The organism is Pseudomonas tremae (assembly GCF_001401155.1).
Lineage (GTDB): Bacteria > Pseudomonadota > Gammaproteobacteria > Pseudomonadales > Pseudomonadaceae > Aquipseudomonas > Aquipseudomonas tremae.
On sequence record NZ_LJRO01000048.1, the window covers coordinates 177612 to 201165 of the forward strand.

The 23554-nt window shown below is 58.7% G+C and carries 21 protein-coding genes and 2 pseudogenes; 6 read left to right on the forward strand and 17 right to left on the reverse strand.

The window, feature by feature from the left end; all coding sequences use genetic code 11:
* Positions 1 to 92: 92 nt before the first annotated feature.
* On the reverse strand, positions 93 to 2543 hold the full coding sequence (locus tag ALO43_RS03510; RefSeq protein ID WP_005888159.1) for a glycogen/starch/alpha-glucan phosphorylase: 2451 nt from the start codon (positions 2541 to 2543) through the stop codon (positions 93 to 95).
* A 279-nt stretch (positions 2544 to 2822) separates the two neighbouring features.
* On the opposite strand from ALO43_RS03510, the gene pip reads away from it, so the two are divergent.
* The 4 genes from pip (at position 2823) to mdoH (ending at position 9039) form a co-directional block, all read left to right on the forward strand.
* Positions 2823 to 3794, forward strand: a complete 972-nt coding sequence (gene pip / locus ALO43_RS03515) for a prolyl aminopeptidase (protein ID WP_005888161.1) — start codon at positions 2823 to 2825, stop codon at positions 3792 to 3794.
* A 40-nt stretch (positions 3795 to 3834) separates the two neighbouring features.
* A complete protein-coding gene (gene dtd, locus ALO43_RS03520) occupies positions 3835 to 4272 on the forward strand; it encodes a D-aminoacyl-tRNA deacylase (protein WP_005888163.1) in 438 nt (145 codons plus the stop codon).
* Positions 4273 to 4535: 263 nt separating this feature from the next.
* The gene (locus ALO43_RS03525) at positions 4536 to 6467 is read left to right on the forward strand and encodes a glucan biosynthesis protein G (protein WP_024668720.1); all 1932 of its coding nucleotides are present in this window, start codon (positions 4536 to 4538) and stop codon (positions 6465 to 6467) included.
* Entirely contained in the window at positions 6460 to 9039 is a 2580-nt protein-coding gene (gene mdoH, locus ALO43_RS03530) for a glucans biosynthesis glucosyltransferase MdoH (RefSeq protein WP_053479828.1), read from the forward strand. Before ALO43_RS03525 ends, mdoH begins: the two co-directional genes overlap by 8 nt.
* Before the next feature lie 105 nt (positions 9040 to 9144).
* Here the strand turns inward: mdoH and ALO43_RS32000 are convergent, their stop codons facing one another.
* The 13 genes and pseudogenes from ALO43_RS32000 to ubiE form a co-directional block, all read right to left on the reverse strand.
* Positions 9145 to 10020, reverse strand: coding sequence for a methyl-accepting chemotaxis protein (locus tag ALO43_RS32000; RefSeq protein ID WP_371903647.1), 876 nt, complete (start codon positions 10018 to 10020; stop codon positions 9145 to 9147).
* Positions 10006 to 11088, reverse strand: a pseudogene (locus ALO43_RS32005) (methyl-accepting chemotaxis protein); the annotation flags it as partial. The gene ALO43_RS32000 and the pseudogene ALO43_RS32005, both read right to left, overlap by 15 nt.
* A 203-nt stretch (positions 11089 to 11291) precedes the next feature.
* Entirely contained in the window at positions 11292 to 12155 is an 864-nt protein-coding gene (locus ALO43_RS32315) for a methyl-accepting chemotaxis protein (RefSeq protein ID WP_454203642.1), read from the reverse strand.
* Positions 12147 to 13208: pseudogene (locus ALO43_RS32320) on the reverse strand (methyl-accepting chemotaxis protein); the annotation flags it as partial. The pseudogene ALO43_RS32320 and the gene ALO43_RS32315, both read right to left, overlap by 9 nt.
* Before the next feature lie 85 nt (positions 13209 to 13293).
* Positions 13294 to 14001 carry a 16S rRNA (uracil(1498)-N(3))-methyltransferase gene (locus tag ALO43_RS03545; RefSeq protein WP_024668724.1) on the reverse strand — a complete coding sequence of 236 codons (708 nt, stop codon included), beginning with the start codon at positions 13999 to 14001 and terminating at the stop codon, positions 13294 to 13296.
* Positions 13998 to 14798, reverse strand: coding sequence for a twin-arginine translocase subunit TatC (gene tatC, locus ALO43_RS03550; protein WP_005888175.1), 801 nt, complete (start codon positions 14796 to 14798; stop codon positions 13998 to 14000). The genes ALO43_RS03545 and tatC overlap by 4 nt, the downstream gene beginning before the upstream one ends.
* Positions 14795 to 15256, reverse strand: coding sequence for a Sec-independent protein translocase protein TatB (tatB, locus tag ALO43_RS03555; protein WP_005888177.1), 462 nt, complete (start codon positions 15254 to 15256; stop codon positions 14795 to 14797). Before tatB ends, tatC begins: the two co-directional genes overlap by 4 nt.
* 4 nt (positions 15257 to 15260) lie before the next feature.
* Positions 15261 to 15536 (reverse strand): twin-arginine translocase TatA/TatE family subunit, encoded by a 276-nt coding sequence (locus ALO43_RS03560; protein WP_024668725.1) that lies wholly within the window; start codon positions 15534 to 15536, stop codon positions 15261 to 15263.
* A gap of 44 nt (positions 15537 to 15580) precedes the next feature.
* Positions 15581 to 15913, reverse strand: coding sequence for a phosphoribosyl-ATP diphosphatase (locus ALO43_RS03565; protein ID WP_024668726.1), 333 nt, complete (start codon positions 15911 to 15913; stop codon positions 15581 to 15583).
* 2 nt (positions 15914 to 15915) lie between these two features.
* The gene (gene hisI, locus ALO43_RS03570; protein WP_024668727.1) at positions 15916 to 16308 is read right to left on the reverse strand and encodes a phosphoribosyl-AMP cyclohydrolase; all 393 of its coding nucleotides are present in this window, start codon (positions 16306 to 16308) and stop codon (positions 15916 to 15918) included.
* Between the two features lie 67 nt (positions 16309 to 16375).
* Positions 16376 to 17995, reverse strand: a complete 1620-nt coding sequence (gene ubiB / locus ALO43_RS03575) for a ubiquinone biosynthesis regulatory protein kinase UbiB (RefSeq protein WP_005888182.1) — start codon at positions 17993 to 17995, stop codon at positions 16376 to 16378.
* Complete coding sequence (locus ALO43_RS03580; RefSeq protein ID WP_054997114.1) at positions 17992 to 18615, reverse strand: ubiquinone biosynthesis accessory factor UbiJ; 624 nt, start codon at positions 18613 to 18615, stop codon at positions 17992 to 17994. Before ALO43_RS03580 ends, ubiB begins: the two co-directional genes overlap by 4 nt.
* Complete coding sequence (gene ubiE / locus ALO43_RS03585) at positions 18615 to 19385, reverse strand: bifunctional demethylmenaquinone methyltransferase/2-methoxy-6-polyprenyl-1,4-benzoquinol methylase UbiE (protein ID WP_005888184.1); 771 nt, start codon at positions 19383 to 19385, stop codon at positions 18615 to 18617. Before ubiE ends, ALO43_RS03580 begins: the two co-directional genes overlap by 1 nt.
* 143 nt (positions 19386 to 19528) lie before the next feature.
* Between ubiE and ALO43_RS03590 the strand changes: the two genes are divergently transcribed.
* Positions 19529 to 19807 (forward strand): polyhydroxyalkanoic acid system family protein, encoded by a 279-nt coding sequence (locus ALO43_RS03590; RefSeq protein WP_054997115.1) that lies wholly within the window; start codon positions 19529 to 19531, stop codon positions 19805 to 19807.
* Between the two features lie 197 nt (positions 19808 to 20004).
* A complete protein-coding gene (locus ALO43_RS03595; RefSeq protein WP_053931633.1) occupies positions 20005 to 20787 on the forward strand; it encodes a phasin family protein in 783 nt (260 codons plus the stop codon).
* A 69-nt stretch (positions 20788 to 20856) separates the two neighbouring features.
* Here the strand turns inward: ALO43_RS03595 and ALO43_RS03600 are convergent, their stop codons facing one another.
* The 3 genes from ALO43_RS03600 to hslV form a co-directional block, all read right to left on the reverse strand.
* Positions 20857 to 21228: a gamma-butyrobetaine hydroxylase family protein gene (locus ALO43_RS03600; RefSeq protein ID WP_005888187.1), complete on the reverse strand. Its 372-nt coding sequence runs from the start codon at positions 21226 to 21228 to the stop codon at positions 20857 to 20859.
* A gap of 106 nt (positions 21229 to 21334) precedes the next feature.
* Entirely contained in the window at positions 21335 to 22672 is a 1338-nt protein-coding gene (gene hslU, locus ALO43_RS03605) for an ATP-dependent protease ATPase subunit HslU (protein ID WP_024668730.1), read from the reverse strand.
* Positions 22673 to 22738: 66 nt separating this feature from the next.
* Positions 22739 to 23269 carry an ATP-dependent protease subunit HslV gene (gene hslV, locus ALO43_RS03610; protein ID WP_003392345.1) on the reverse strand — a complete coding sequence of 177 codons (531 nt, stop codon included), beginning with the start codon at positions 23267 to 23269 and terminating at the stop codon, positions 22739 to 22741.
* Positions 23270 to 23554: the final 285 nt, after the last annotated feature.

The window sequence follows — 23554 nt, forward strand, 5'->3', positions numbered from 1 at the left end:
GTGGGGATGCTTTGGCTGACGCTCCACGTCATAGAGCCGCGTTACCACGCTGTGGAGCGTGGTAGCGCGAGTCAGGTTAGTGTGCGAGCTGGTCAGTCCAGTGCCTTCCAGATGTCCCCGGCGTATTCACGAATGGTCCGGTCCGAAGAGAACCAGCCCATGCGTGCGGTATTGAGCACCGCCGAGCGCCACCATTCCTTGGAGTCGTGCCAGCGTTCTTCGACCTTGGCCTGGGCTGCCCAGTAAGAATCGAAGTCAGCGCAGACCAGGAAGCGGTCGTACGCCAGCAGCTCATCTACCAGACCTACATAGCGATTCGGGTCATCAGGCGAGAACACCCCGCCGCGTATCGCCTGCAGAACATCGTTCAGACGTCCCGAAGCGGCCACGTCGCCATGAGCGCTGAAATCGCCGGCGCGCTTGCGTGCCTCGACCTGCTGCGACGTCATGCCGAAGATGAACATGTGTTCCAGACCCACTTGCTCGCTCATTTCCACGTTGGCACCGTCCAGCGTGCCGATGGTCAGTGCGCCATTGAGGCCGAACTTCATATTACTGGTGCCCGAGGCTTCCAGACCTGCCGTGGAGATCTGTTCGGAAAGGTCGGCTGCCGGAATGATGCTTTCCGCCAGGCTAACGTTGTAGTTGGGCATGAACACCACTTTCAGCAAGCCGCGAACCGTAGGATCGTTGTTCACGGTCCTCGCGATATCGTTGGTCAGCTTGATGATCAGCTTGGCCGAGTGATAGCTGGCTGCCGCCTTGCCTGCAAAGATCTTCACCCGAGGTACCCAGTCCGTGCCTGGCTCGGCACGAATGGCCTGGTACAGCGCCACGGTGTGAAACAGGTTCAGCAACTGGCGTTTGTACTCGTGGATCCGCTTGACCTGAACGTCGAACATCGCCGCAGGGTTTACTGCGATACCCAGTCGTTCGTGAATGATCGCTGCCAGCGCACGTTTGCTGTGCAGGCGCTGATCGGCCATCTGCTTGCGGAACGACGACTTTTCGGCGAACGGCTCCAGCTCTCTCAAGCGGGTTTCGGCGTTGTCCATAATGTCTTCGCCCAGCGCCTCGACCAGCATTTCAGTCAGCTTCGGGTTGGCCTGGAACAACCAGCGGCGGAAGGTGATGCCGTTGGTTTTGTTGTTGATCCGGTCCGGATAGATTTTGTGCAGTTCGGCGAACACAGTCTTGCGCATCAACTGGGTGTGCAAGGCCGATACGCCATTGACGCTGTGCGAACCGAGGAAGGCGAGGTTGCCCATGCGCACGCGACGACCGTTGTCTTCTTCGATCAACGACACCGCACGCAGGACGTTGACATCGTCGACGCCTTTGGCGCGCAGCGTATCGATGTGCTGCGCGTTGATCAGATAGATGATCTGCATGTGGCGCGGCAGCATCCGCTCCATCAAACCGACAGACCAGGTCTCCAGCGCCTCAGGCAGCAACGTGTGGTTGGTGTAGCCGAGGGTGCCGACGGTGATTTTCCAGGCGGTGTCCCACGGAATGTTGTGGTTGTCGACCAATTGACGCATCAGTTCGGCAACTGCGATGGAAGGGTGCGTGTCGTTCATCTGAATGGCAGCGTGCTCGGCCAGATCGGTCAGCGTGGCGTGCTGGTTCAGGTGGCGGCGCAGCAAATCCTGCAGGGATGCAGACACAAAGAAGTATTCCTGACGCAGGCGCAGTTCCTGACCCGCTTCAGTGGCGTCATTCGGGTAAAGCACGCGGGAGATACTTTCTGCACGAACTACCTCGGCAACGGCGCCAAAGTGGTCGCCCGCGTTGAAGCGCTCCAGGTGCAGGTCTTCTACGGCGCGCGCGCGCCACAGACGCAACGTGTTGACGCTCTTGCCACGCCAGCCCACCACCGGGGTGTCATAAGCGATGGCTCGCACCGTTTCGCCCGGACGCCATGCATGGCGCGGCTCGCCGGTTTCAGAAACAACGGTATCGACACTGCCGCCGAAGCCGATCGAATACACCACTTCAGGACGTTCGAATTCCCAAGGGTTGCCGAAGTCCAGCCAGTTCTCGGTCTGCTCCTGCTGCCAGCCATCGACGATGCCCTGACGAAACAGCCCGTGCTCGTAACGAATGCCGTAGCCGTGGCCGGCGATGCCGAGGGTCGACATGCTTTCCATGAAGCATGCTGCCAGGCGACCGAGGCCGCCGTTGCCCAGCGCTGCATCCGGCTCAAGCAGGCGGATACGCTCGATGTCCACGCCCAGCTCGGTCAGCGCCTCGCGGGCGACTTCCAGCAGGCCGAGGTTGCTCAGGCTGTCATACAGCAGACGACCGATGAGAAATTCCAGCGACAGGTAGTAAACGCGCTTCTGGACCTTGCGATAAATCTGTCGCGTATGGTCCATCCAGTGTTCGACCATGTGGTCGCGAGCCGCGAGAGCGACAGCTTCGAACCAGTCATGCTCAAACGCATGGGCGGGGTCCTTGCCCACCGAATAGGTGAGTTTGGCGAGCACAGCGGCGCGGAAAGCAGCCACATCAGCGTCACGAACAAGTGGTTCCTGAGACATCGATACAACCTCAAGTAGTCTGACGAATGGGATATGGGATTCTTAGACTGTAGGCGTGTCGTCAGTTATTTCCTGAAAAAAGAGAAATAAATCGGTTTACGACTCACGCTTCGACCCAGCTTAACGGCTCTGGTTCGCGAACTGTTCAAATTGGCAAAACGCTTGCATTGATCGTTCCATCCCGATCGATGACGTGCAGCATGCTCATTCTTCGTTTCGGGTTTATGATGCCCCACGGCAGAATAATAGAAGCCTCTGAACTGGACTTATGGAGCACTTATGCAGACCTTGTACCCGCAGATCAAACCCTACGCCCGGCACGATCTGGCCGTGGAACAACCGCATGTGCTTTACGTCGATGAAAGTGGTTCGCCTGAAGGTTTGCCAGTGGTGTTCATCCACGGCGGTCCGGGTTCCGGTTGCGACGCGCACAGCCGCTGTTACTTCGACCCCAACCTGTACCGTATCGTCACGTTCGACCAGCGCGGCTGCGGTCGTTCCACGCCTCACGCCAGCCTGGAAAATAACACCACCTGGAAGCTGGTCGAAGACCTGGAGCGGATTCGCGAGCATCTGGGGATTGAAAAATGGGTGCTGTTCGGGGGGTCATGGGGTTCGACGCTTGCGCTGGCCTATGCTCAGACGCACCCTGATCGCGTGCATGCGCTGATCCTGCGTGGGGTGTTTCTGGCACGCAAGCAGGAAATCGACTGGTTCTATCAAGCTGGCGCGAGTCGCCTGTTCCCCGACTATTGGCAAGACTACGTTGCGCCTATCCCGATGGATGAACGCGACAACCTTCTGGCGGCCTTCTACAAGCGACTCACGGGCCCGGACCAGATTGCCCAGATGCATGCCGCCAAGGCTTGGTCTACGTGGGAAGGTCGCTGCGCCACATTGCGTCCCAACCCGCAGGTGGTCGATAGATTCGCCGAACCGCACCGTGCGCTGTCCATCGCACGCATCGAATGCCATTACTTCATGAACAACGCTTTCCTTGAAGAAAACCAGTTGATCCGCGACATGCCGAAGATTGCGCACCTGCCGGCAATCATCGTGCACGGTCGTTATGACGTGATCTGCCCGCTGGACAATGCATGGGAGCTGCATCAGAACTGGCAGGGCAGCGAGTTGCAGGTGATTCGCGAGGCGGGGCATTCGGCAGCCGAGCCTGGTATTGCCGATGCGCTGGTGCGGGCGGCTGCACAGGTTGCACAGAACCTTCTCGATCTGCCGCCCGAAGAAGCCTGACAGTGTTGTTGTCTTTTGTTTCCAGTACGGAAAGGTATTCATGAAAGGGTTGCTGCAGCGCGTGCGAAGTGCGCGTGTCGAGGTGGCGACAGAGGTCGTCGGAGCTATTGATCACGGCATATTGGTGCTGGTCGGAATAGAACCTCAAGACACGCGTGCCAGTGCCGATAAGTTGCTGCACAAGCTGCTCAATTATCGTGTGTTCGGCGATGCTGAGGGCAAGATGAACCTGTCGTTGCGGGAAGTGAGTGGCGGCCTGTTGCTGGTTTCGCAATTTACGTTGGCGGCCGACACCAAAAGCGGGTTGCGCGCAGGGTTCTCGAAAGCGGCTGCTCCAGCGCTGGGGGCCGAGTTGTTCGACTATCTATTGAGTCAGGCCAGAATCGCGCATCCCGTTGTTGCTGCGGGCCAATTTGGTGCGGACATGCAAGTGCATCTGATAAACGATGGGCCCGTGACGTTTTTGTTTGATACGTGAACGTTGATTGCTTTTGATTTTTCCGAATTTATCTGTCGCAAGGCGGATAAATTTCTTTGTCATACCTGATGCGTTGTAACGCGCGCTGCTGGATAATCGCGCGTTACGGGGATCGGCACTGTTGGTCCATTTGTATGACAAAAGCGGTTCTGACGTCCGGTTGGGGAATCATTAAGCCCATTCGGAGTCGGAACAATGCTCGCCAACCCGGCATTCGATAGCTGGCCGTTGGTTTCTTCATCTGTTTTCGGCGAGGGTTGCTCGTGATTGTTAGTCCCTGTGATGCTCCAAAAACACCTGTCAAGCGGTTGCGCAATGCGCTTCTGGCTGGCTCGGCCCTTGTGTGTCTGTTCAGTGCAGGCCAGCTGTGGGCGTTCAGTCTTGATGATGTAGCGGCAAGGGCCAAAGAAATGGCCGGGCAGAAGTTCGAGGCTCCGCGGAGCAATCTGCCGAACGAACTGCGCGACATGAAGTTCGCCGATTATCAGAAGATCCGCTTCCGTGATGACAAGGCCGAATGGGCGGGCGAAAAAACGCCGTTCAAAATCTCGTTCTATCACCAGGGCATGCACTTCGATACGCCGGTCAAGATCAACGAAGTTACCGCGACCAGCGTCGACGAAATCAAGTACGACCCGAGTCGTTTTGACTTCGGCGACCTGAAGATCGACCCGAAATCCACCGAGAAGCTGGGTTACGCCGGTTTCCGTGTCCTGTATCCGATCAACAAGGATGATAAGCAGGACGAAATCATGACCATGCTGGGCGCGAGCTATTTCCGCGTGATCGGCAAAGGCCAGGTGTACGGTCTGTCCGCCCGCGGCATGGCCATCGACACTGCATTGCCGTCCGGCGAAGAGTTCCCGCGCTTCAAGGAATTCTGGATCGAGAAGCCAGGCCCGGATGACAACCATCTGGTGATCTTCGCGCTGCTTGATTCGCCACGTGCCACTGGTGCTTACCAGCTGACCCTGCGTCCTGGCACCAACACCCTGGTCGACGTCAAATCGCGCATGTTCCTGCGTGACAAGGTCACCAAGCTGGGTGTGGCTCCATTGACCAGCATGTTCCTGTTCGGTGCCAACCAGCCGTCGCGTGTGCCTAACTTCCGTCGCGAGCTGCACGACTCCAGCGGTCTGTCGATTCAGGCTGCCAATGGTCAATGGCTGTGGCGTCCGCTGAACAACCCTAAACACCTGTCCATCAGCAGCTTCTCGGTCGAGAACCCGCGCGGTTTCGGCTTGCTGCAACGCGGCCGTGACTTCAGTCAGTACGAAGACCTCGATGATCGTTACGACAAGCGCCCAAGCGCCTGGATCGAGCCGAAGGGTGACTGGGGCAAAGGGACTGTCGATCTGGTCGAGATCCCAACTGCCGACGAAACCAACGACAACATCGTAGCGTTCTGGAAGCCTGATACTTTGGCTGCTCCGGGCGAACAGATGAGCTTCGATTACCGTCTGCACTGGACCATGCAGGAAAACTCGATTCACTCCCCTGATCTGGGCTGGGTCAAGCAGACTCAACGCTCCATCGGTGACGTGCGTCAGTCCAACCTGGTTCGTCAGCCGGATGGCAGCCTTGCATTCCTGGTCGATTTCGTTGGCCCGGTACTGGCCGCCTTGCCTGAGGACAAGACCATCCGTAGCCAGGTGACCACCGACGACAACGTCGAACTGGTCGAAAACAACCTGCGTTACAACCCGGTCACCAAAGGCTACCGCCTGACCCTTCGTGTGAAGGTCAAGGATTCCGGCAAGCCGACCGAGATGAGCGCTTACCTGTTGCGTGAAATTCCTGCCGAACCGGGCAAGGAACCTGCGCTGCTCGTGGCTGACAAGGCCGAAGAGAAGAAAGCCGCCGCCAAGGAAGCAGCCAAACCGGCCGCCGTCAAAGAGTCCGCGACCGATCAGGTAGAGATTGCCAAGGCTGATGCGCCGAAGTCTGACGCCAAGCCCGAAGCTGCCAAGCCTGAAACCGGTAAAGCCGAAGCTTCCAAAGCCAGCGCCAAGGCCGACACTGCGAAAGCCGACGCCGCCAAGGCCGACGCTGCCAAGGCAGATGACGCCAAGGATAAAGACGCTAAAGAGAATAAGCAGCCTGAAACCGAGGCAGCGCCCACCCATCCGGAACCGGCCAAGACGCTGCAAGTCATGACCGAGACCTGGAACTATCAGTTGCCGAGCGATGAGTAATTCTCAACTGGTGCCTGTGTCTCTGAACGAGTACCTGGCACATCTACCGATGAGCGACGAGCAGCGGGCAGAACTTGCCAGCTGCAAGACCTTCGCCGAGTTGCATGAACGCCTGTCGGCGCAGCCGCTCAACGATCCCTCCGAGGCCGCCCAGGCTTCGGTAGGGCGTCGCCTCACGCTGTCTGCCGATGATCTGGAAGATGCCGAGATGCTCGGCGTCGATGCCAGCGGGCGTCTGTGCCTCAAGGCGACACCGCCTATTCGCCGGACCAAGGTTGTGCCCGAGCCGTGGCGTACCAACATTCTGGTGCGTGGCTGGCGTCGCCTGACCGGCAAGACCAACCCGCCCAAGCCGGATCATGATGATCTGCCACGGGATTTGCCGAAGTCGCGCTGGCGTACTGTCGGTTCGATCCGCCGCTATATTCTGCTGATCCTGATGCTGGGTCAGACGATCGTGGCGGGCTGGTACATGAAGGGCATTCTGCCTTATCAGGGCTGGTCGCTGGTTTCGCTGGACGAAATCACTCGTCAGACCTTCGTGCAGACAGCCTTGCAGGTCATGCCTTATGCACTGCAGACCAGCATTCTGTTGCTGTTCGGGATTCTGTTCTGCTGGGTGTCGGCCGGTTTCTGGACCGCACTGATGGGCTTTCTGGAATTGCTCACTGGTCGCGACAAGTACCGTATTTCGGGCGCCAGCGCCGGTAACGAGCCGATCGAAGCCGGTGCGCGCACAGCGCTGGTCATGCCGATTTGCAACGAAGACGTACCGCGGGTTTTCGCCGGTCTGCGTGCGACATTCGAATCGGTGGCGGCCACGGGCAACCTGGACCGCTTCGACTTCTTCGTACTCAGCGACACCAACGAGACCGACATTGCCGTTGCCGAGCAACAGGCCTGGCTGGACGTGTGCCGCGAAACCAAAGGTTTCGGCAGCATCTTCTATCGCCGCCGTCGTCGTCGCGTAAAACGCAAAAGCGGCAACCTGGACGACTTCTGCCGTCGCTGGGGCGGTGAGTACCGTTACATGGTCGTGCTTGATGCCGACAGCGTGATGAGCGGTGAATGCCTGACCAGTCTGGTGCGCTTGATGGAAGCAACTCCAGACGCCGGTATCATCCAGACCGCGCCACGTGCCTCGGGCATGGACACGCTGTATGCGCGCATGCAGCAGTTCGCTACTCGCGTCTACGGTCCGCTGTTTACCGCTGGCCTGCACTTCTGGCAGTTGGGTGAATCCCACTACTGGGGTCACAACGCGATCATCCGCATGAAGCCGTTCATCGAGCATTGCGCCTTGGCGCCGTTGCCGGGCAAGGGTGCGTTCGCCGGTGCGATTCTGTCCCACGACTTCGTCGAAGCTGCGCTGATGCGCCGCGCCGGCTGGGGTGTGTGGATTGCTTACGATCTGCCGGGCAGCTATGAAGAACTGCCGCCCAACCTGCTCGACGAACTCAAGCGTGACCGTCGCTGGTGCCACGGCAACCTGATGAACTTCAGGCTGTTTCTGGTCAAAGGCATGCACCCGGTTCACCGTGCGGTGTTCCTGACTGGCGTGATGTCTTACCTGTCGGCGCCGCTGTGGTTCTTCTTCCTCGTGCTGTCCACCGCGTTGCTTGCCGTGAACACGCTGATGGAGCCGACCTACTTCCTTGAGCCACGTCAGTTGTACCCGTTGTGGCCACAGTGGCACCCGGAAAAAGCCGTCGCGCTGTTTTCGACCACCATCGTTTTGCTGTTCCTGCCTAAACTGCTCAGTGTCATTCTGATCTGGGCAAAGGGCGCGAAAGGCTTTGGTGGCAAGTTCAAGGTCACGGTTTCGATGCTGCTGGAAATGCTGTTCTCGGTGCTTCTGGCGCCAGTGCGCATGCTGTTCCACACCCGCTTCGTACTGGCTGCTTTCCTGGGCTGGGCCGCGACCTGGAACTCGCCGCAACGCGACGATGACTCGACACCGTGGATCGAAGCGGTCAAGCGTCATGGTCCGCAAACGTTGCTGGGTGCTTGTTGGGCGCTGCTGGTGTTCTGGTTGAACCCAAGCTTCCTGTGGTGGCTGGCGCCGATCGTGGTGTCGTTGATGCTGTCGATTCCTGTGTCGGTGATTTCCAGCCGTACAGGTCTGGGGCTGAAAGCGCGTGACGAGAAATTCTTCCTGATTCCCGAAGAGTTCGAGCCGCCGCAAGAACTGATCTCTACCGATCATTACACCCATGAGAACCGCTGGCACGCCCTGAAGCAAGGCTTCATCCGCGCCGTGGTCGATCCTCGCCAAAACGCTCTGGCGTGCGCCTTGGCGACATCGCGTCACCGTCAGGCACAGCCGATCGAAGTGGTGCGTATGGAGCGCGTTGATCACGCACTCAAGGTAGGGCCGGCGAAACTCAGCAATCAGGAACGTCTGATGCTCCTGAGTGACCCGGTTGCCTTAGGCCGCTTGCACGAGCGCGTCTGGAGCGAAGGTCACGAAGAGTGGCTGGCGGCGTGGAGAGCTTCCATAGAAGCTGACCCACATGCGCCGTTGCTGCCTTTACAGCCACTGGGCAAGGCGTCCGAGCCAGTTCTGGCTTGACGTCCACTCAGCGGTAAAAAAGCCCCCGAAGCCTCGCTTCGGGGGCTTTTTTTATCCCGACAGCGCTCGTTTCACACGGCACTGACGTGGCCACAGCAGTGGCGTTCAGCTCACTCTGAATTTCCCCACCAACCCTTGCAGATGGGTGCCCAGCCTGGCCAGTTCGACGCTGGAGGCTGCTGTTTCTTCGCTGGCGGCAGCGGTTTGCTCCGAGATGTCGCGGACGCTGATCACGTTACGATTGATCTGTTCGGCCACCACACTTTGTTCTTCGCTGGCCGTGGCGATCTGTTCATTCATGAGCTGGATAGAGGCAACGGTGCATGTGATCTCCTCCAGGGCACTGCCCGCGCGGCGGCTCAGCTCGACGGTGTTGTCAGTCAAAGTGCGGCTATTGTCGAGTGTGGTTGCAACCTGCTGGGTGCCGGTTTGCAGGGCGGCGATCAGCTCTTCGATTTCTTCGGTGGACTTCTGTGTGCGTTGCGCCAGGCCGCGCACTTCATCAGCGACCACGGCAAACCCGCGCCCGGCTTCCCCTGCACGAGCGGCTTCGATGGCGGCGTTCAGTGCCAGCAGGTTGGTTTGCTGCGAAACGGATTTGATCACGTCAAGAACACCTACGATCTTGCCGCTTTCTTGCTTGAGCTGGTTCATTGACTGAGTAGAGTTTGCCACTTCGCGAGCCAGTTGCTCGATCTGCGCAATGGCCTTGCCGACGACCTCATCGCCGCTGCGCGCCTGTTTATCCGCCTGCACTGCAGCCTGCGATGCATTTTGCGCATTGCGCGCCACTTCCTGCACAGTGGCCGCCATCTGGTTCATGGCAGTGGCCACTTGATCGGTCTCATCTTTTTGGCTGTTGACCCCGGCGCATGTCTGTTCTGTAACGGCCGAAAGCTGTTCGGCTGCGCTGGCGATTTGCGATACACCATCGCTGATTCCGCCGATCAAACCGCGCAGGCTGACAGTCATGGCCTGCATGCTGCGCTGCAGCTGACCCATTTCATCATGGCGTGTGACCGACATATCCTGACTTAGATCGCCCTGAGCGATTCGTGCTGCCACCACCAGGGTCTGCTGCAAGGGAATGGTGATCTGCCGGGTCATGATCCAGGCGGCCGTCAATCCAATCAGTAGCGCCAGAGCCGCAATGCTGGTGAGGGTAGTCCTGGCGTTTGCCGCCTCGCTGTCACGTTGCGCAGTTTGCAGGCGGGTCAGTGTCGCTACCGATTCCAGCAGTTTCTCCCCGAGGACTTCCATGGACTGCTGATCAGCCTCGGCTTTGGTCTGTATCTGTTTGAAGTTGTTCAGGCTGTCCCGGTAGTCCTTCAGCGCTTTCGACGCAGGTGTCAGACCTTGAAGCTGGTCTTTACGCTGGTCCCTGGCTATCTCCTCGACTTCCTTTAGCGCTTCGTCGATGGCGTTGATGGCGGCGGCCTCATCGGCATCGTTGGTAGTGAATGTGTAGGTCTGCACCTGATAACGCGCAACCTGAATCTGCTGCCTCAGCTGCGATATGTTGGTGAATTCCTCCATTCGCTCGCTGCTTTCCTGCTCCTGGCTTACGCCCTTGAGCACTTCAGCTTCGACCTGCGCAACGGCTTGCGAGGCTTGCTCTGATTTCTGATCCAGGTGCTGGCGTATTTGCTCTCGGGTTTGTCGATTGATACGTACGTCGGCGAATGATTTCTCCAGTTCGCTCACCGTCTGAAGCTGCTCGTTGAGCAGGGTCATTGTTGCCGGCTCGGTGCTCTGCCGGTGCAGCGATGTCAGATGGGTCTTCATTTCATCGATTTTTCTTGTCACCTGAGCGCTTGTCTCCGGCGTTTTCTGTACACGATCGATGATCCGTTCGGCGCGCAAATCCTTGGTCAGGCTGGTGAGCTGGGCAACATCGGAAAGCGACTCGGATCGGTCAATCATCGTGTACAGGCCATACCACCCGGTAAACGTGATGATCAGCGTCAGTAGCAGCACCAGGCCGAAACCCAGTGACAACTTGAACCTGACGTTCATGTTGCCGAGTGCTTGATTGATCAGTCGGAACATTGGAATCTCCTGCAAATGAGCTAACAAAAGCAGGTCCCGAGCGAGTCAGGACGTGCGTTGTGAGCGCATCGGCATGGCGATCCATTGTGTGACCTGAGAAGGTCGTAGGAGATTTCCGAGCAGAAGGCAGCGGTGACGGGCGTCACGTTTAGCCGATGGGAAAGACCCGCGCCATTGCGCAGCGCGGGTCTGGCAGTTGATTATCAGACGGTGAAGCGGCTGACCAGCAACTGAAGATGGTTGCCCAGTCTTGCCAGCTCGACGCTGGAAGCTGCTGTTTCTTCACTGGCGGCCGAAGTCTGCTCAGAGACATCGCGCACATTGATGATGCTGCGATTGATCTCTTCAGCCGTGGCGCTTTGCTGTTCGGCTGCGGCCGCGATCTGCTGGTTCATGGCCTGAATCGCCGAAACGGTTCTGGTGATGTTCTCCAGCGATCCGCCGGCCCGGCGGGTCAGTTCCACGCTGCTGGCGCTCAACTCGCGGCTGCTGTCCATGACCGTCGCGGCTTGCTGCGTGCCGCTTTGCAGACGAGCGATCAGTGCTTCGATTTCTTCGGTGGATTTCTGGGTTCGTTGCGCCAGACTGCGTACTTCGTCGGCGACCACGGCAAAACCGCGGCCAGCCTCTCCGGCGCGGGCGGCCTCGATGGCGGCGTTCAGGGCCAACAGGTTGGTTTGCTCGGCGACCGATTTGATCACGTCCAGCACGCTGCCGATCTGGCTGCTTTCCTGTTTCAGGGCGCCCATCGCTTCGCTGGAGTTAGCCACGGCTACTGCAAGACGTTCGATCTGCGCAATCGCCTCGTTGACCACACGTTCGCCGTCGCGGGCTTGCTGGTCGGCGGCAACGGCTGCTTCCGAGGCCTCTTCGGCATTTCGTGCAACTTCCTGCACTGTGGCGGTCATTTCGTGCATGGCCGTGGCCACCTGATCGGTTTCGACCTTCTGGCTGTTGACCCCGGCGCTGGTCTGCTCGGTCACCGCCGACAGTTCTTCTGCGGCACTGGCAATTTGCGTCACGCCATCGCGAATACCGCCCACCAGCTCGCGCAGGCTGACGGTCATGCGCTGAATGGTGCTTTGCAGTCTGCCCAGTTCATCCTTGCGATCAACCCGCAGGTTGCGGCTCAAGTCACCCGCGGCGACACGCTCCACGACCTCGAGGGTCTCCTGGAGTGGCGTAGTGATCTGGCGGGTGATGACCCAGGCAGCCAGTATGCTCAGCACCAATGCCAGAACGGTGGCAACCACGATCATCATCACTGACTTTTCGCTGTCGATATTGCGGCTTTTGTTTTGCCTGGCGATCAGGTCGTTGCTTACGGCCAGCATTTCTGTGCCCTGCGCGGTCATCTTGTCCAGCGCAGCTGTGCTCGCAGCCTGCGAGTCGCGATATTGCCCCACCGCTTCGCGATAGCCCTTGAGGCCCAAGACTGCCTGTTGCAGCAATGGCGTGTAGTCGGAAGAAATGTCACCGGCCAGGGTATTGATCCCGGTGATGGCTTCGTCAATCGCCTGATTGGCGTTCTTTTCAAAATCGGGACGGCCACTGTAGGTGTAGCCGCGAACCTGGAAGCGTGCCTGCTGAATCAGCTTGCTGACACCAACGATACCGTTGAAGGCGAGAATGTCGTTCGCCTTGAGCAGTTCGGCTTCCACCTTGTCGGCCTGGGCCACCGCCTTGTCGGCATTGGCGCCCATTTGCGTGCGGCTGGTTTCACGGATGGCAATAGCGTCGGTCATGTCTTTGAAAGACTGGCGATAATCACGGGTCGTTTGAATCTGGCGATCCAGAAGCTGAATGTTTTCAGGGGAGCGCAGCAGGTTTCTGGCAGCTCCAAGGGCAGCGTCGAGTTGATCAAGGCTGGTTCTTACTGCCGCGGCGGCTTCTGCGTTAAACAAATCCTCGTAGCGCATGCGGTTGATGCGCAATTGAAGGGTCAGCTCGTTGACCTTGCCGATGGCAGTCACCCGGTCACCGCGATCTATCAAGGTCTGATTGCTGAACCAGCCAATTGCCGAGATCATTATGGTCATCAACAGAACGAGGCCGAAGCCACCTGCCAATTTAAGACTGACGCTCGCATTGGCGAGGCTTCCAGATAACCCACGGGACATGACTGCTCCTTTGTCTATTCGTTATAGTTCCACATGCATCGGCTGCGCTTCAGCTAACTGAAGCAGGGCGGGAACGCTATAGCGCCTAGAACAAACGGGCCAGAAGGGCGGTGACAGCGGTTTCGACGCGCAGGATGCGTTCTCCCAGTTGCACAGGCTGCAAGCCGGACTTCTGCAACAGGTCGATCTCGTAGGGTATCCATCCGCCCTCGGGGCCGATGGCCAGCGTCACGGGCTGTGTGACAGCGCGCGGGCAGGCAGGGAAGTCGCCGGGATGTCCGACCAGGCCCAGTGTATTGGCCGCCATTTGCGGCAGCCGGTCTTCGACAAAGGGTTTGAAGCGCTTCTCGATCACGATCTCGGGCAGTACACAATCGCGCGCCTGCTCCAGCCCCAGAATCAGCTGCTCGCGGATGGCTTCGGGTTCCAGAAAAGGCGTTTGCCAAAAGCTCTTTTCAACCCGATAGCTGTTCATCAGGACGACTTTGGGTACACCCATGGTCGCAATGGTCTGGAACACTCTACGCAGCATCTTGGGGCGCGGCAGCGCCAGCAGTAGTGTCAGTGGGAGCTTTGCGGGAGGTGCGGCGTTCAGGACGACACGCAGTTCTGCTTCATGGGGTTCAAGGCGCAGCAATTCGGCACTGCCCAGCAGGCCGTCGATACGACCGACACGCAGGCTATCGCCAACCTCGGCCCGATGCACCTCCTGCATGTGCTTGAGTCGTCGGTCACGCAGGATGACCCGGTCGGCCGCAATGAAATCGGCCTCCTCAAGCAGCAGCAGGTTCACGGAGTGGTCGCGGGCGGCTGGTCTTGCTTGTCGGCGTCTTCGGCCTGATCGTCCGGATGTTCGCCGCGCTTCTTGATCATCGTGCTGCACAGCACGCCCAGTTCGAACAACAGCCACATCGGCACGGCCAACAGCGTTTGCGAGAAGATGTCTGGCGGGGTCAGGATCATGCCGACCACAAAGCAACCAATGACCACGTAAGGACGGATCTTCTTCAGGTATTTGACGTCGACGATGCCGATCCAGACCAGCAATACCACCGCCACCGGGATTTCAAAGGCCACGCCGAAAGCGAAGAACAGTGTCATCACGAAATCGAGATAGCTGGCAATGTCGGTCATCATCGACACGCCTTCGGGCGTCACGCTGGCGAAGAAGTGGAAGATGATCGGGAAGACCAGAAAGTACGCGAACGCCATGCCTGCGTAGAACAGGATAATGCTCGAGACCAGCAGCGGAATGGCCACGCGCTTTTCATGCTTGTACAGGCCCGGCGCGATGAAACCCCAGATCTGGTGCAGGATAACCGGCATGGAAAGGAACAGCGCGACCATCATGGTCAGCTTGAACGGCGTGATGAACGGAGAGGCCACATCGGTGGCGATCATCGTTGCGCCTTCAGGCAGATAGACCCGCAACGGCGCCGAGACCAGGGTGTAGATCTTCTGCGTGAAGTAGAACAGACCGGCAAAAATCAGAAATACTGCCGCAACACAGCGCAACAGACGTGTACGCAGCTCGGTGAGGTGCGAGATCAGCGGCATCTGCTGATCGTTTTCCGGGATATCAGCGCTCATGGGGCTCGTGGTGGCAATGACGAATCGTGGGCGGGAGGCGTCGGAGGCGGTGCAGACGCATCGGCTGGCTTCGCGGTTTTATCGAGCGACAGCCCTGTTTCAGGCAGCGCTGGTTCTGCGGGACCAATGTGCTGAGGTGCGGGGGCTGCGGATTCTGTCTGCACCGGTGTCGATGCCGGGCTTACAGGATCCGAAGTGGTCCCTGGTTGCTGATTATGGGAGAACATCTTGCGCGCTTCGTCTTCAAGCGAAACGATGTGCTCGTTGTGCAATTGCCGACGAATCTCGTCGGCACCGATTTCACGCTCAACTTCCTGTTTGATCGCATTGAAGCTGCGCTTCAACCGACCGATCCATAAGCCTGCGGTGCGTGCAGCACCCGGCAGGCGCTCGGGACCCAGTACCAGCAAGGCAACCAGGCCGACGAGCAGCAGTTCAGAGAAGCTGATACCGAACATGGGCTTAAACCTGATCTTTGCGGAGCGGCTCGTCGACTTTGTGCGCCTGAGCGTCGATGGTGTGCGGCTGATTTAAAGGCGAGCCTTGAGGAGTGGGCTGTGCCTGTTGTGGCTGAGGCGCAGGTTGTTCTTCCGGCTTGTCGTCTTCATGCATGGCCTTGCGAAAGCCTTTGATCGATTCACCGACATCGCTGCCCAGACCCTTGAGTTTCTTGGTCCCGAAAACCAGCACTACGACGATCAGGATGACGATCCAGTGTTTCCAGTCAAAAATACCCATGAAACAGTCCTCGTAAAAGATTTCAAGCTTGAAAGGAGAGAGCGTTAATCTGCCGTGCGTGCGGCTTTTTCCGCGTGGCCGGACAAGCCGAAGCGGCGGTCCAGCTCATCGAGCACGGCCTGTGGGTGCTGACCCAGCGCGGCAAGCATCACCATGCTGTGAAACCACAGGTCAGCGGTTTCATAGATCACGTCACTGCAATCACCACTGACAGCAGCATCCTTTGCGGCAATGATGGTCTCGATCGACTCTTCACCGAGCTTTTCGAGAATCTTGTTCAGGCCCTTGTGGTACAGGCTTGCGACATAAGAACTGTCGGCAGCGGCGTCCTTGCGTGATTCCAGCACCTCGGCCAGGCGAGACAACGTATCAGTCATGGTCAGTGGCCTGCGTGGTAAATGGCATCAGGATCTTTCAAGACCGGGTCTACGGTCTTCCACTCCGAATTTTCGTACACCCGGTAGAAGCAACTTTCGCGTCCGGTGTGGCACGCGATGCCGCCGATCTGCTCGACCATCAGGATAATGACATCGGCGTCACAGTCGAGGCGCAGTTCATGGAGCTTTTGTACATGACCTGATTCTTCACCCTTGCGCCAGAGTTTGCCACGTGAACGCGACCAATAGATTGCACGATTCTCGGAGGCCGTAAGGCTCAGCGCCTCGCGGTTCATCCAGGCCATCATCAGTACCCGTCCGGTCTTGTGATCCTGAGCGATTGCAGGCACCAGACCGTCGCTGTTCCAGTGAATCTCGTCCAGCCAGTCTTTCATATCTACTCCGGCAGCCGGACTTCAGGCCCGGCGGATTGAACAGTGTGCCAGCGCCATACGCTGCTGGCTATCGGCGAACGATCAGATACAGGCCGGCGACCAGCATGATCGCCGCAGGCCAGGCGGTAAGCGTCAGCAACTGTGTGGCAGCCTCGCTCATCACCCAGCCCTGTATCGCGCCACCCACCAGCAGGGCCGCACCGATGAGCCGCAGGATAGGTTCGTCTTTGCGGTCGTGCCAGGGGCGTGGCGGATCGGACGCATGAGGGCGGGACATGCGCTCCAGCAGGTCACGGGTCATGCCCGCGATATGCGGCAGTTGCTCGACTTGTGACTGCAGGTTGCCGAGCAGCGTTTTGGGGCTGACCCGCTCACGCATCCAGCGCTCCAGATAAGGCTGCGCGGTGCTCCAGAGGTCCAGTTCGGGATACAGTTGGCGACCCAGCCCCTCGATATTGAGCAGCGTCTTCTGCAGCAGCACCAGCTGTGGCTGCACTTCCATATTGAAGCGGCGCGCGGTCTGGAACAGACGCATCAGCACCTGACCGAAGGAAATATCCTTCAGTGGCTTCTCGAAAATCGGCTCGCAGACCGTGCGGATCGCCGCTTCGAACTCATTGAGCTTGGTCTCTGCCGGTACCCAGCCCGAGTCGATGTGCAACTGCGCAACCCGACGATAATCCCGTTTGAAGAAGGCAAACAGGTTGCGCGCCAGATAATCCTGATCTTCCGGGGTCAGGCTGCCGACGATACCGCAGTCGATGGCAATGTATTTCGGGGCCCACGGGTTGACCGTGCTGATGAAAATATTGCCGGGATGCATGTCGGCGTGAAAGAAGCTGTCGCGAAAGATCTGCGTGAAAAAGATTTCCACGCCACGCTCGGCCAGCAGTTTCATGTCCGTGCGCTGGTCGGCCAGGCCGGCCATGTCGGTCACCTGCAGGCCGTAGATGCGCTCCATGACCAGCACCTTAGGGCGGCACCAGTCCCAGTACACCTGGGGCACGTAGAGCAGGTCGGAGCCTTCGAAATTGCGTCGCAACTGACTGGAGTTGGCTGCTTCGCGCAGCAGGTCCAGTTCGTCGTAGATGGTTTTTTCGTAATCCATCACCACCTGCACCGGGTGCAGCAGGCGCGCATCGGCAGACACGCGTTCGGCCATGCGGGCAAGAATGAACAGCCACGCCAAGTCCTGGCCGATGATCGGTTTGAGCCCCGGACGCACGACCTTGACCACGACTTCTTCGCCGGTCTTCAGGCAGGCGGCATGCACCTGTGCTACTGAGGCGGAGGCCAGTGGTGTTTCGTCGAAACGGCTGAATACATCACAGATGCGTGCGCCCAGTTGCTCTTCGATCAGCTTGATCGCCAATTGCTGGTCGAACGGCGGCACGCGGTCCTGCAGCAGCATCAGCTCATCGGCAATGTCCTCTGGCAGCAGATCGCGCCGGGTCGACAGCAATTGCCCGAACTTGATGAAGATCGGCCCCAGGTCTTGCAGGGCGAGACGAAAGCGCACGCCACGGTTCAGCTCGGACTTGCGCCGCGGCAGCCAGCGCCAGGGCAGCACGAAACGTACCGCGAGCATCCACCACGGCAGGGGCAAGGCGAACAACAGGTCATCGAGGCGATAGCGAATAACGACACGTTGAATGCGAAACAGACGTCGGACGGCAAGCAGCTTCATGCGTTATCGCTGGTATTGAGGGAGTGGGCAAGGCGTGCAAAGCGCGCCTCGAGACGTTCCAGATCCATTTTCATCTGATCGAGCTCGGCAAATCGGGCTTCGGCTTCGTGGTTGCCTACCAGCGCGCGCGATTCTTCGCTCAGGTAATCTGTAACGTTCTGGCTGAGGCTGGCGACGCTGTCGCGGGTCCAACGCCCCCGATTGCGCAAATGGCTGCCGAACATCTGGCTGGCGACCGGGCCAACCCAGCGGGACAGTTCATGCTCCCAGTCCAGCTCCAGGTCTTGCAGAATACCGACCAGTTCGAGCAAGGCACCGCTGTCACCGTCAATCTCGACATCCGGCCCGTGCAGTATGGCCGTCTTGTCCTTGCTCAGGGCAAGACGCATCAGGCTGGACGCTGGCGCGCGCAGGGTGCAATCGGCGTCAGCAGCCCAGTCGGCCGCCAGTAGCAGGCCTTCGTCACTGGGCAAAATGAAGATTTTCAGGGACGGGTCGCGACAGTCTACGGCAATGATGCGGCCGGACAGACGCGCCATGCGCGGCAGCGCCGTGCTGTCCAGGCGCAATACCCGATTGATGCCGTGCTCGATGCCGGCGAGCAGCCCCCGAAGCAACATCAGGGTTTGATGCCGCGATGCAGAGCAACAACGCCCGCAGTCATGTTGTGATAGGTCACGCGGTCAAACCCGGCTTCTACCATCATGGACTTGAGGGTTTCCTGATTGGGGTGCATACGAATCGACTCGGCCAGGTAACGATAGCTTTCAGAGTCGTTGGTGACCAGTTTGCCCATCAACGGCATGAACGCGAACGAGTAGGCGTCATAAGCCTTGGACATCAGCTTGCTGGTCGGTTTGGAGAATTCCAGCACCAACAGGCGACCGCCGGGCTTGAGCACGCGCAGCATGGAGCGCAGGGCGTCTTCCTTGTGCGTCACGTTGCGCAGGCCGAAGGCAATGGTCACGCAGTCGAAATGGTTGTCTGGAAACGGCAGCTTTTCGGCATCGGCCTGGACGAATTCGACATTGCCCGACACGCCCAGATCCAGCAGACGGTCGCGGCCTACCTTGAGCATGGAGGCATTGATGTCTGCCAGAACCACCTGGCCAGTCGGGCCGACCAGATTGGAAAACTTGCGGGTCAGATCGCCTGTGCCGCCGGCGATGTCCAGTACACGGTTGCCGGTGCGGACACCTGAAAGCTCGATGGCGAAACGTTTCCAGAGGCGGTGCATGCCGCCAGACAGCAGGTCGTTCATCAGGTCGTACTTGGCAGCAACCGAGTGGAAAACCTCAGCGACTTTCTCTGCCTTCTGGCTTTCCGGTACGTTTTTGTAACCGAAGTGAGTAGTAGGTTCGGCATCGCTGCCTTTGCGCTGATCGTTCATATCGTTCACCGGAATAGAGTGCGTGTCATTCTAATCGCCAAGGCTGGCTTTGTCTTGACAAGGCTCACTTGCAACGCTTTCTTGGATGCGGACGGATGTATATAGTTGCGCCGCATTTCACAAGACGATCAAGGAACTCTCCGATGGCCAAGATAACCGTTGAACGCCCGCATACTCTGGGCCAGGAAAAGGCCCGCGAGAAGGCCGGGCAACTGGTGCAAAAGCTCACCGACAAATATGGTCTGGCTCACGAATGGGCAGGCGATACCGTGATGCTGAAAGGCAAGGGCGCCAAAGGCAAGGTCGAAGTCGAAGAGGCGATGATTCGTATCGAGATAGAGCTGAGCTTCATGTTGTCGACCATGAGCGGCCCGATCAAGACTGAAATCGAACGCGGGCTGGATAAGGCGCTGGCCGCCTGAGGCCACCTGGATACAGCTTCCGGCGTGCCGAAAAATTCTTGAATCGCATCCGAATTGTGTCTGGACATGACGTAGACACGCGCTCTGCTAAGCTCGTTTAACTGACAGCGTTATTGGGACGTGTCGGGCCTGAAACCTCAAACGCTCTGAGTCGAAATGACTCGAACGTTCCGAGTCTGGACAATAAGGAGAGCAGGATGGCTGGCAAGAAAAAAGTTGATAAGGATGGCGGCTCGTGGATGGGAGACGTCGAGAAATACTCTCGGCAAATCTGGCTGGCTGGTCTGGGCGCTTATTCCAAGATCAGCAACGATGGCAGCAAGTTCTTCGAGACGCTGGTCAAGGACGGCGAAAAAGCCGAGAAGAAGACCAAGCTCGAGGCGCAGAAGCAGCTCGACGAAGTGAAAGACGCTGGCAAGAAGTCCAAGTCCCGTGTCGATAATGTCAAAGACCTTGCGGTTGGCAAATGGAACGAGCTGGAGGGGGCTTTTGACGAGCGTCTGAACAGCGCTATCTCACGTCTGGGCGTACCAAGCCGCCATGAAGTCAAGGAGCTGCACAGCAAGGTCGATCAACTGACCCGGCAGATCGAGCAGTTGATGGGGCAAAAGGCCAAACCTGTTCCGCCGCGTGCTGCCGCCGCCAAGCCTGTAGCACCCAAAAGCGCACCCAGACCAGCCCCGAAAGCTGCTGCAAAACCGTTGGTCAAGGCCGCCGCCAAGCCTGTCGCCAAAACGGCGGATAAAACCGCAGCGTCCAAGCCGGCCGTGAACAGAACAGCCGCCAAGCCGGCCCAGGCAGCCAGCAAAGCCGCTACTGCAACCGCCAGCAAAGCGAAGTCAGCCGCCAAGCCTGCTGCAGCGAAAAAACCTGCGGCGAGAAAAACTGCCGCCAAGCCCGCAGCGGCTACCTCGGCAAACAGCTCGACTGCAGCGTCCGCACCTTCGTCCGCACCAGAAACGCCAGCCAGCCGGTCCTGACAGTCAGCTGCAACATCAAAGCCCGGCCTGCCAAGCAGGTCGGGCTTTTTCCAAAGCGTGCAGAGTGGCTCAAAGCATCAGCTTGACGACCTGCTCTGAAGGATCGCGGGACTTCCCGGCTTTCTGCAATTCCTGAATGTAGTCTTCCCACAGGGATTGCTGACGCCTGCCCAGCTCATACAGGTAGTCCCAGGTGAACAGTCCTGAGTCATGGCCGTCGTCGAAGGTCAGTTTCAATGCATATTGGCCAGCCGGCTCGACCTTGGTCAGGCCGACGCCCAGCTTGCCGAACTGCAGGATCGGCCTGCCATGCCCCTGAACTTCGGCAGACGGAGAGTGCACCCGCAGAAACTCCGCAGGCAGGTGGTATTCCTCGCCGGATGCGTACTTCAGCGTCAGGGTTTTGGAGGCCTTGTGCAGCTGGATGGCGGTGGGGAGCATGGGAAGCAGTCTCGGGTGTTGAGCTGTGAGCTTCAGGCAGAAGCAAAAAAGCTGCAAGAGTGAACGACCTCTTGCAGCTTTCAACTTACCGTCTGGTGCCGAAGTTTTAGAGAATGTAGCGGGACAGGTCTTCGTTTTCTGCCAGATCGCCCAAGTGGCTGTTGACGTATTCGGCATCGATTTCGATGGTGGCTGCGTCCGGGTTGATGGCCAGGTCACCGGCGCTGAACGACACCTCTTCCAGCAAGCGCTCAAGCAGCGTATGCAGGCGGCGAGCGCCTATGTTTTCAGTCTTCTCGTTAACTTGCCAAGCGATCTCGGCAAGACGTTTGATGCCCTCGGGCTTGAACTCGATCTTCAGACCTTCGGTCTTGAGCAGCTCGCGATATTGCTCGGTCAGCGAAGCGTGCGGCTCGCTGAGAATGCGTTCGAAGTCCTGCGGCGAAAGAGCCTTGAGCTCGACACGAATCGGCAGGCGGCCCTGTAGTTCAGGCACCAGATCGCTCGGTTTGCTCAGGTGGAATGCGCCGGAAGCAATGAACAGGATGTGGTCGGTCTTGACCATGCCCAGTTTGGTATTCACGGTGCAGCCTTCGATCAGCGGCAGCAGATCACGCTGCACGCCTTCACGGGATACATCGACGCCACCGGAATTGCCGCGCTTGGCGACTTTGTCGATTTCGTCGATGAACACTATGCCGTGCTGCTCGACGGCTTCCAGCGCCTTGGCCTTCAGCTCTTCCTCGTTGACCAGGCGGCCCGCTTCTTCCTCGCGCACCAGCTTCAGTGCGTCCTTGACCTTGAGTTTGCGGCTCTTGGTCTTGCCTTTGCCCATGTTGGCAAACAGGCTTTGCAGCTGGTTGGTCATTTCTTCCATGCCGGGTGGCGCGGAAATATCGACACCAACGGCTTCGTTGATCTCGAGTTCGATTTCCTTGTCATCCAGCTGGCCTTCACGCAGGCGCTTGCGGAACAGCTGGCGGGTGTTGGAATCGTTGCTCTGGGCCTGATCCTCGTTGAAGCCGACACGCGCAGGCGGCAACAGGGCATCGAGAATGCGGTCCTCGGCAGCATCTTCGGCACGGTGACGGACCTTGATGATTTCCTGCTCGCGCAGCAATTTGATCGCCGCGTCGGCAAGATCGCGGATGATCGACTCGACATCGCGGCCTACATAGCCAACTTCGGTAAATTTGGTCGCTTCAACCTTGATGAACGGTGCATTGGCGAGCTTGGCCAGCCGACGCGCAATTTCGGTTTTACCGACACCGGTCGGGCCGATCATCAGGATGTTCTTGGGAGTTACTTCGACACGCAGCTCTTCAGGCAGCTGCATACGGCGCCAGCGATTGCGCAAGGCAATGGCAACGGCGCGCTTGGCATCGTCCTGGCCGATGATATGGCGATCGAGTTCGTGGACGATTTCGCGGGGAGTCATGGACATGATTATTCACGGCCCTCTTGCGCGGTAAAGCCAATGGGGCCGCAGCATGTGCGGCCCGGCAAGGGCTTAACCGGCGAGGTCCTGCTCCTCAATGGTGATGTTGTGGTTGGTGAAGACACAGATGTCGCCAGCGATGTGCAGCGAAGTCTCGGCGATTTCGCGTGCCGACAGATCGGTCTTGAGCAGCAGGGCGCGTGCAGCGGCCTGAGCAAATGCACCGCCGGAGCCCATCGCGATCAAACCATCCTCGGGTTCGACGACATCGCCGTTGCCGGTGATGATCAGCGAGGCATCCTTGTTGGCAACCGCCAGCATGGCTTCAAGGCGACTCAGGGAGCGATCGGTACGCCAGTCCTTGGCCAGTTCCACGGCTGCGCGGACCAGATGCCCCTGGTGTTTTTCCAGCTGGGCTTCAAAACGCTCGAACAGCGTGAATGCATCGGCGGTGGCGCCAGCGAAGCCTGCGATCACTTCTCCGTGATACAGGCGGCGCACCTTCTTGGCGTTGCCTTTCATGACGGTGTTGCCCAGGGAAACCTGGCCGTCGCCGGCCATGACGACTTTACCGTGGCGGCGCACTGAAACGATGGTGGTCAAGGGAGAGTCTCCACACTGCGGGGCGAAAATGCCCTGATGCAAACTCATATGGGGGTGTGAGCGAGTATTTCAACCTTGGAGGTGAATCGGGGGTAACGACCGCGAGTTGATCCGAACCCTTGAGCGGCCGGGCGACGCTCAGATGATATTTAGGAGCGGACTTGTCCGCGATGGGCTGCGAAACGGCCCCAAAACAGGCTGCCTCGGATGCGCCTGATACTCCGATGTGGCTGGTTTTGCTGCCGGTTCCCTGCAGATCGCGGACAAGCGAAGCGTCGCCCGGTC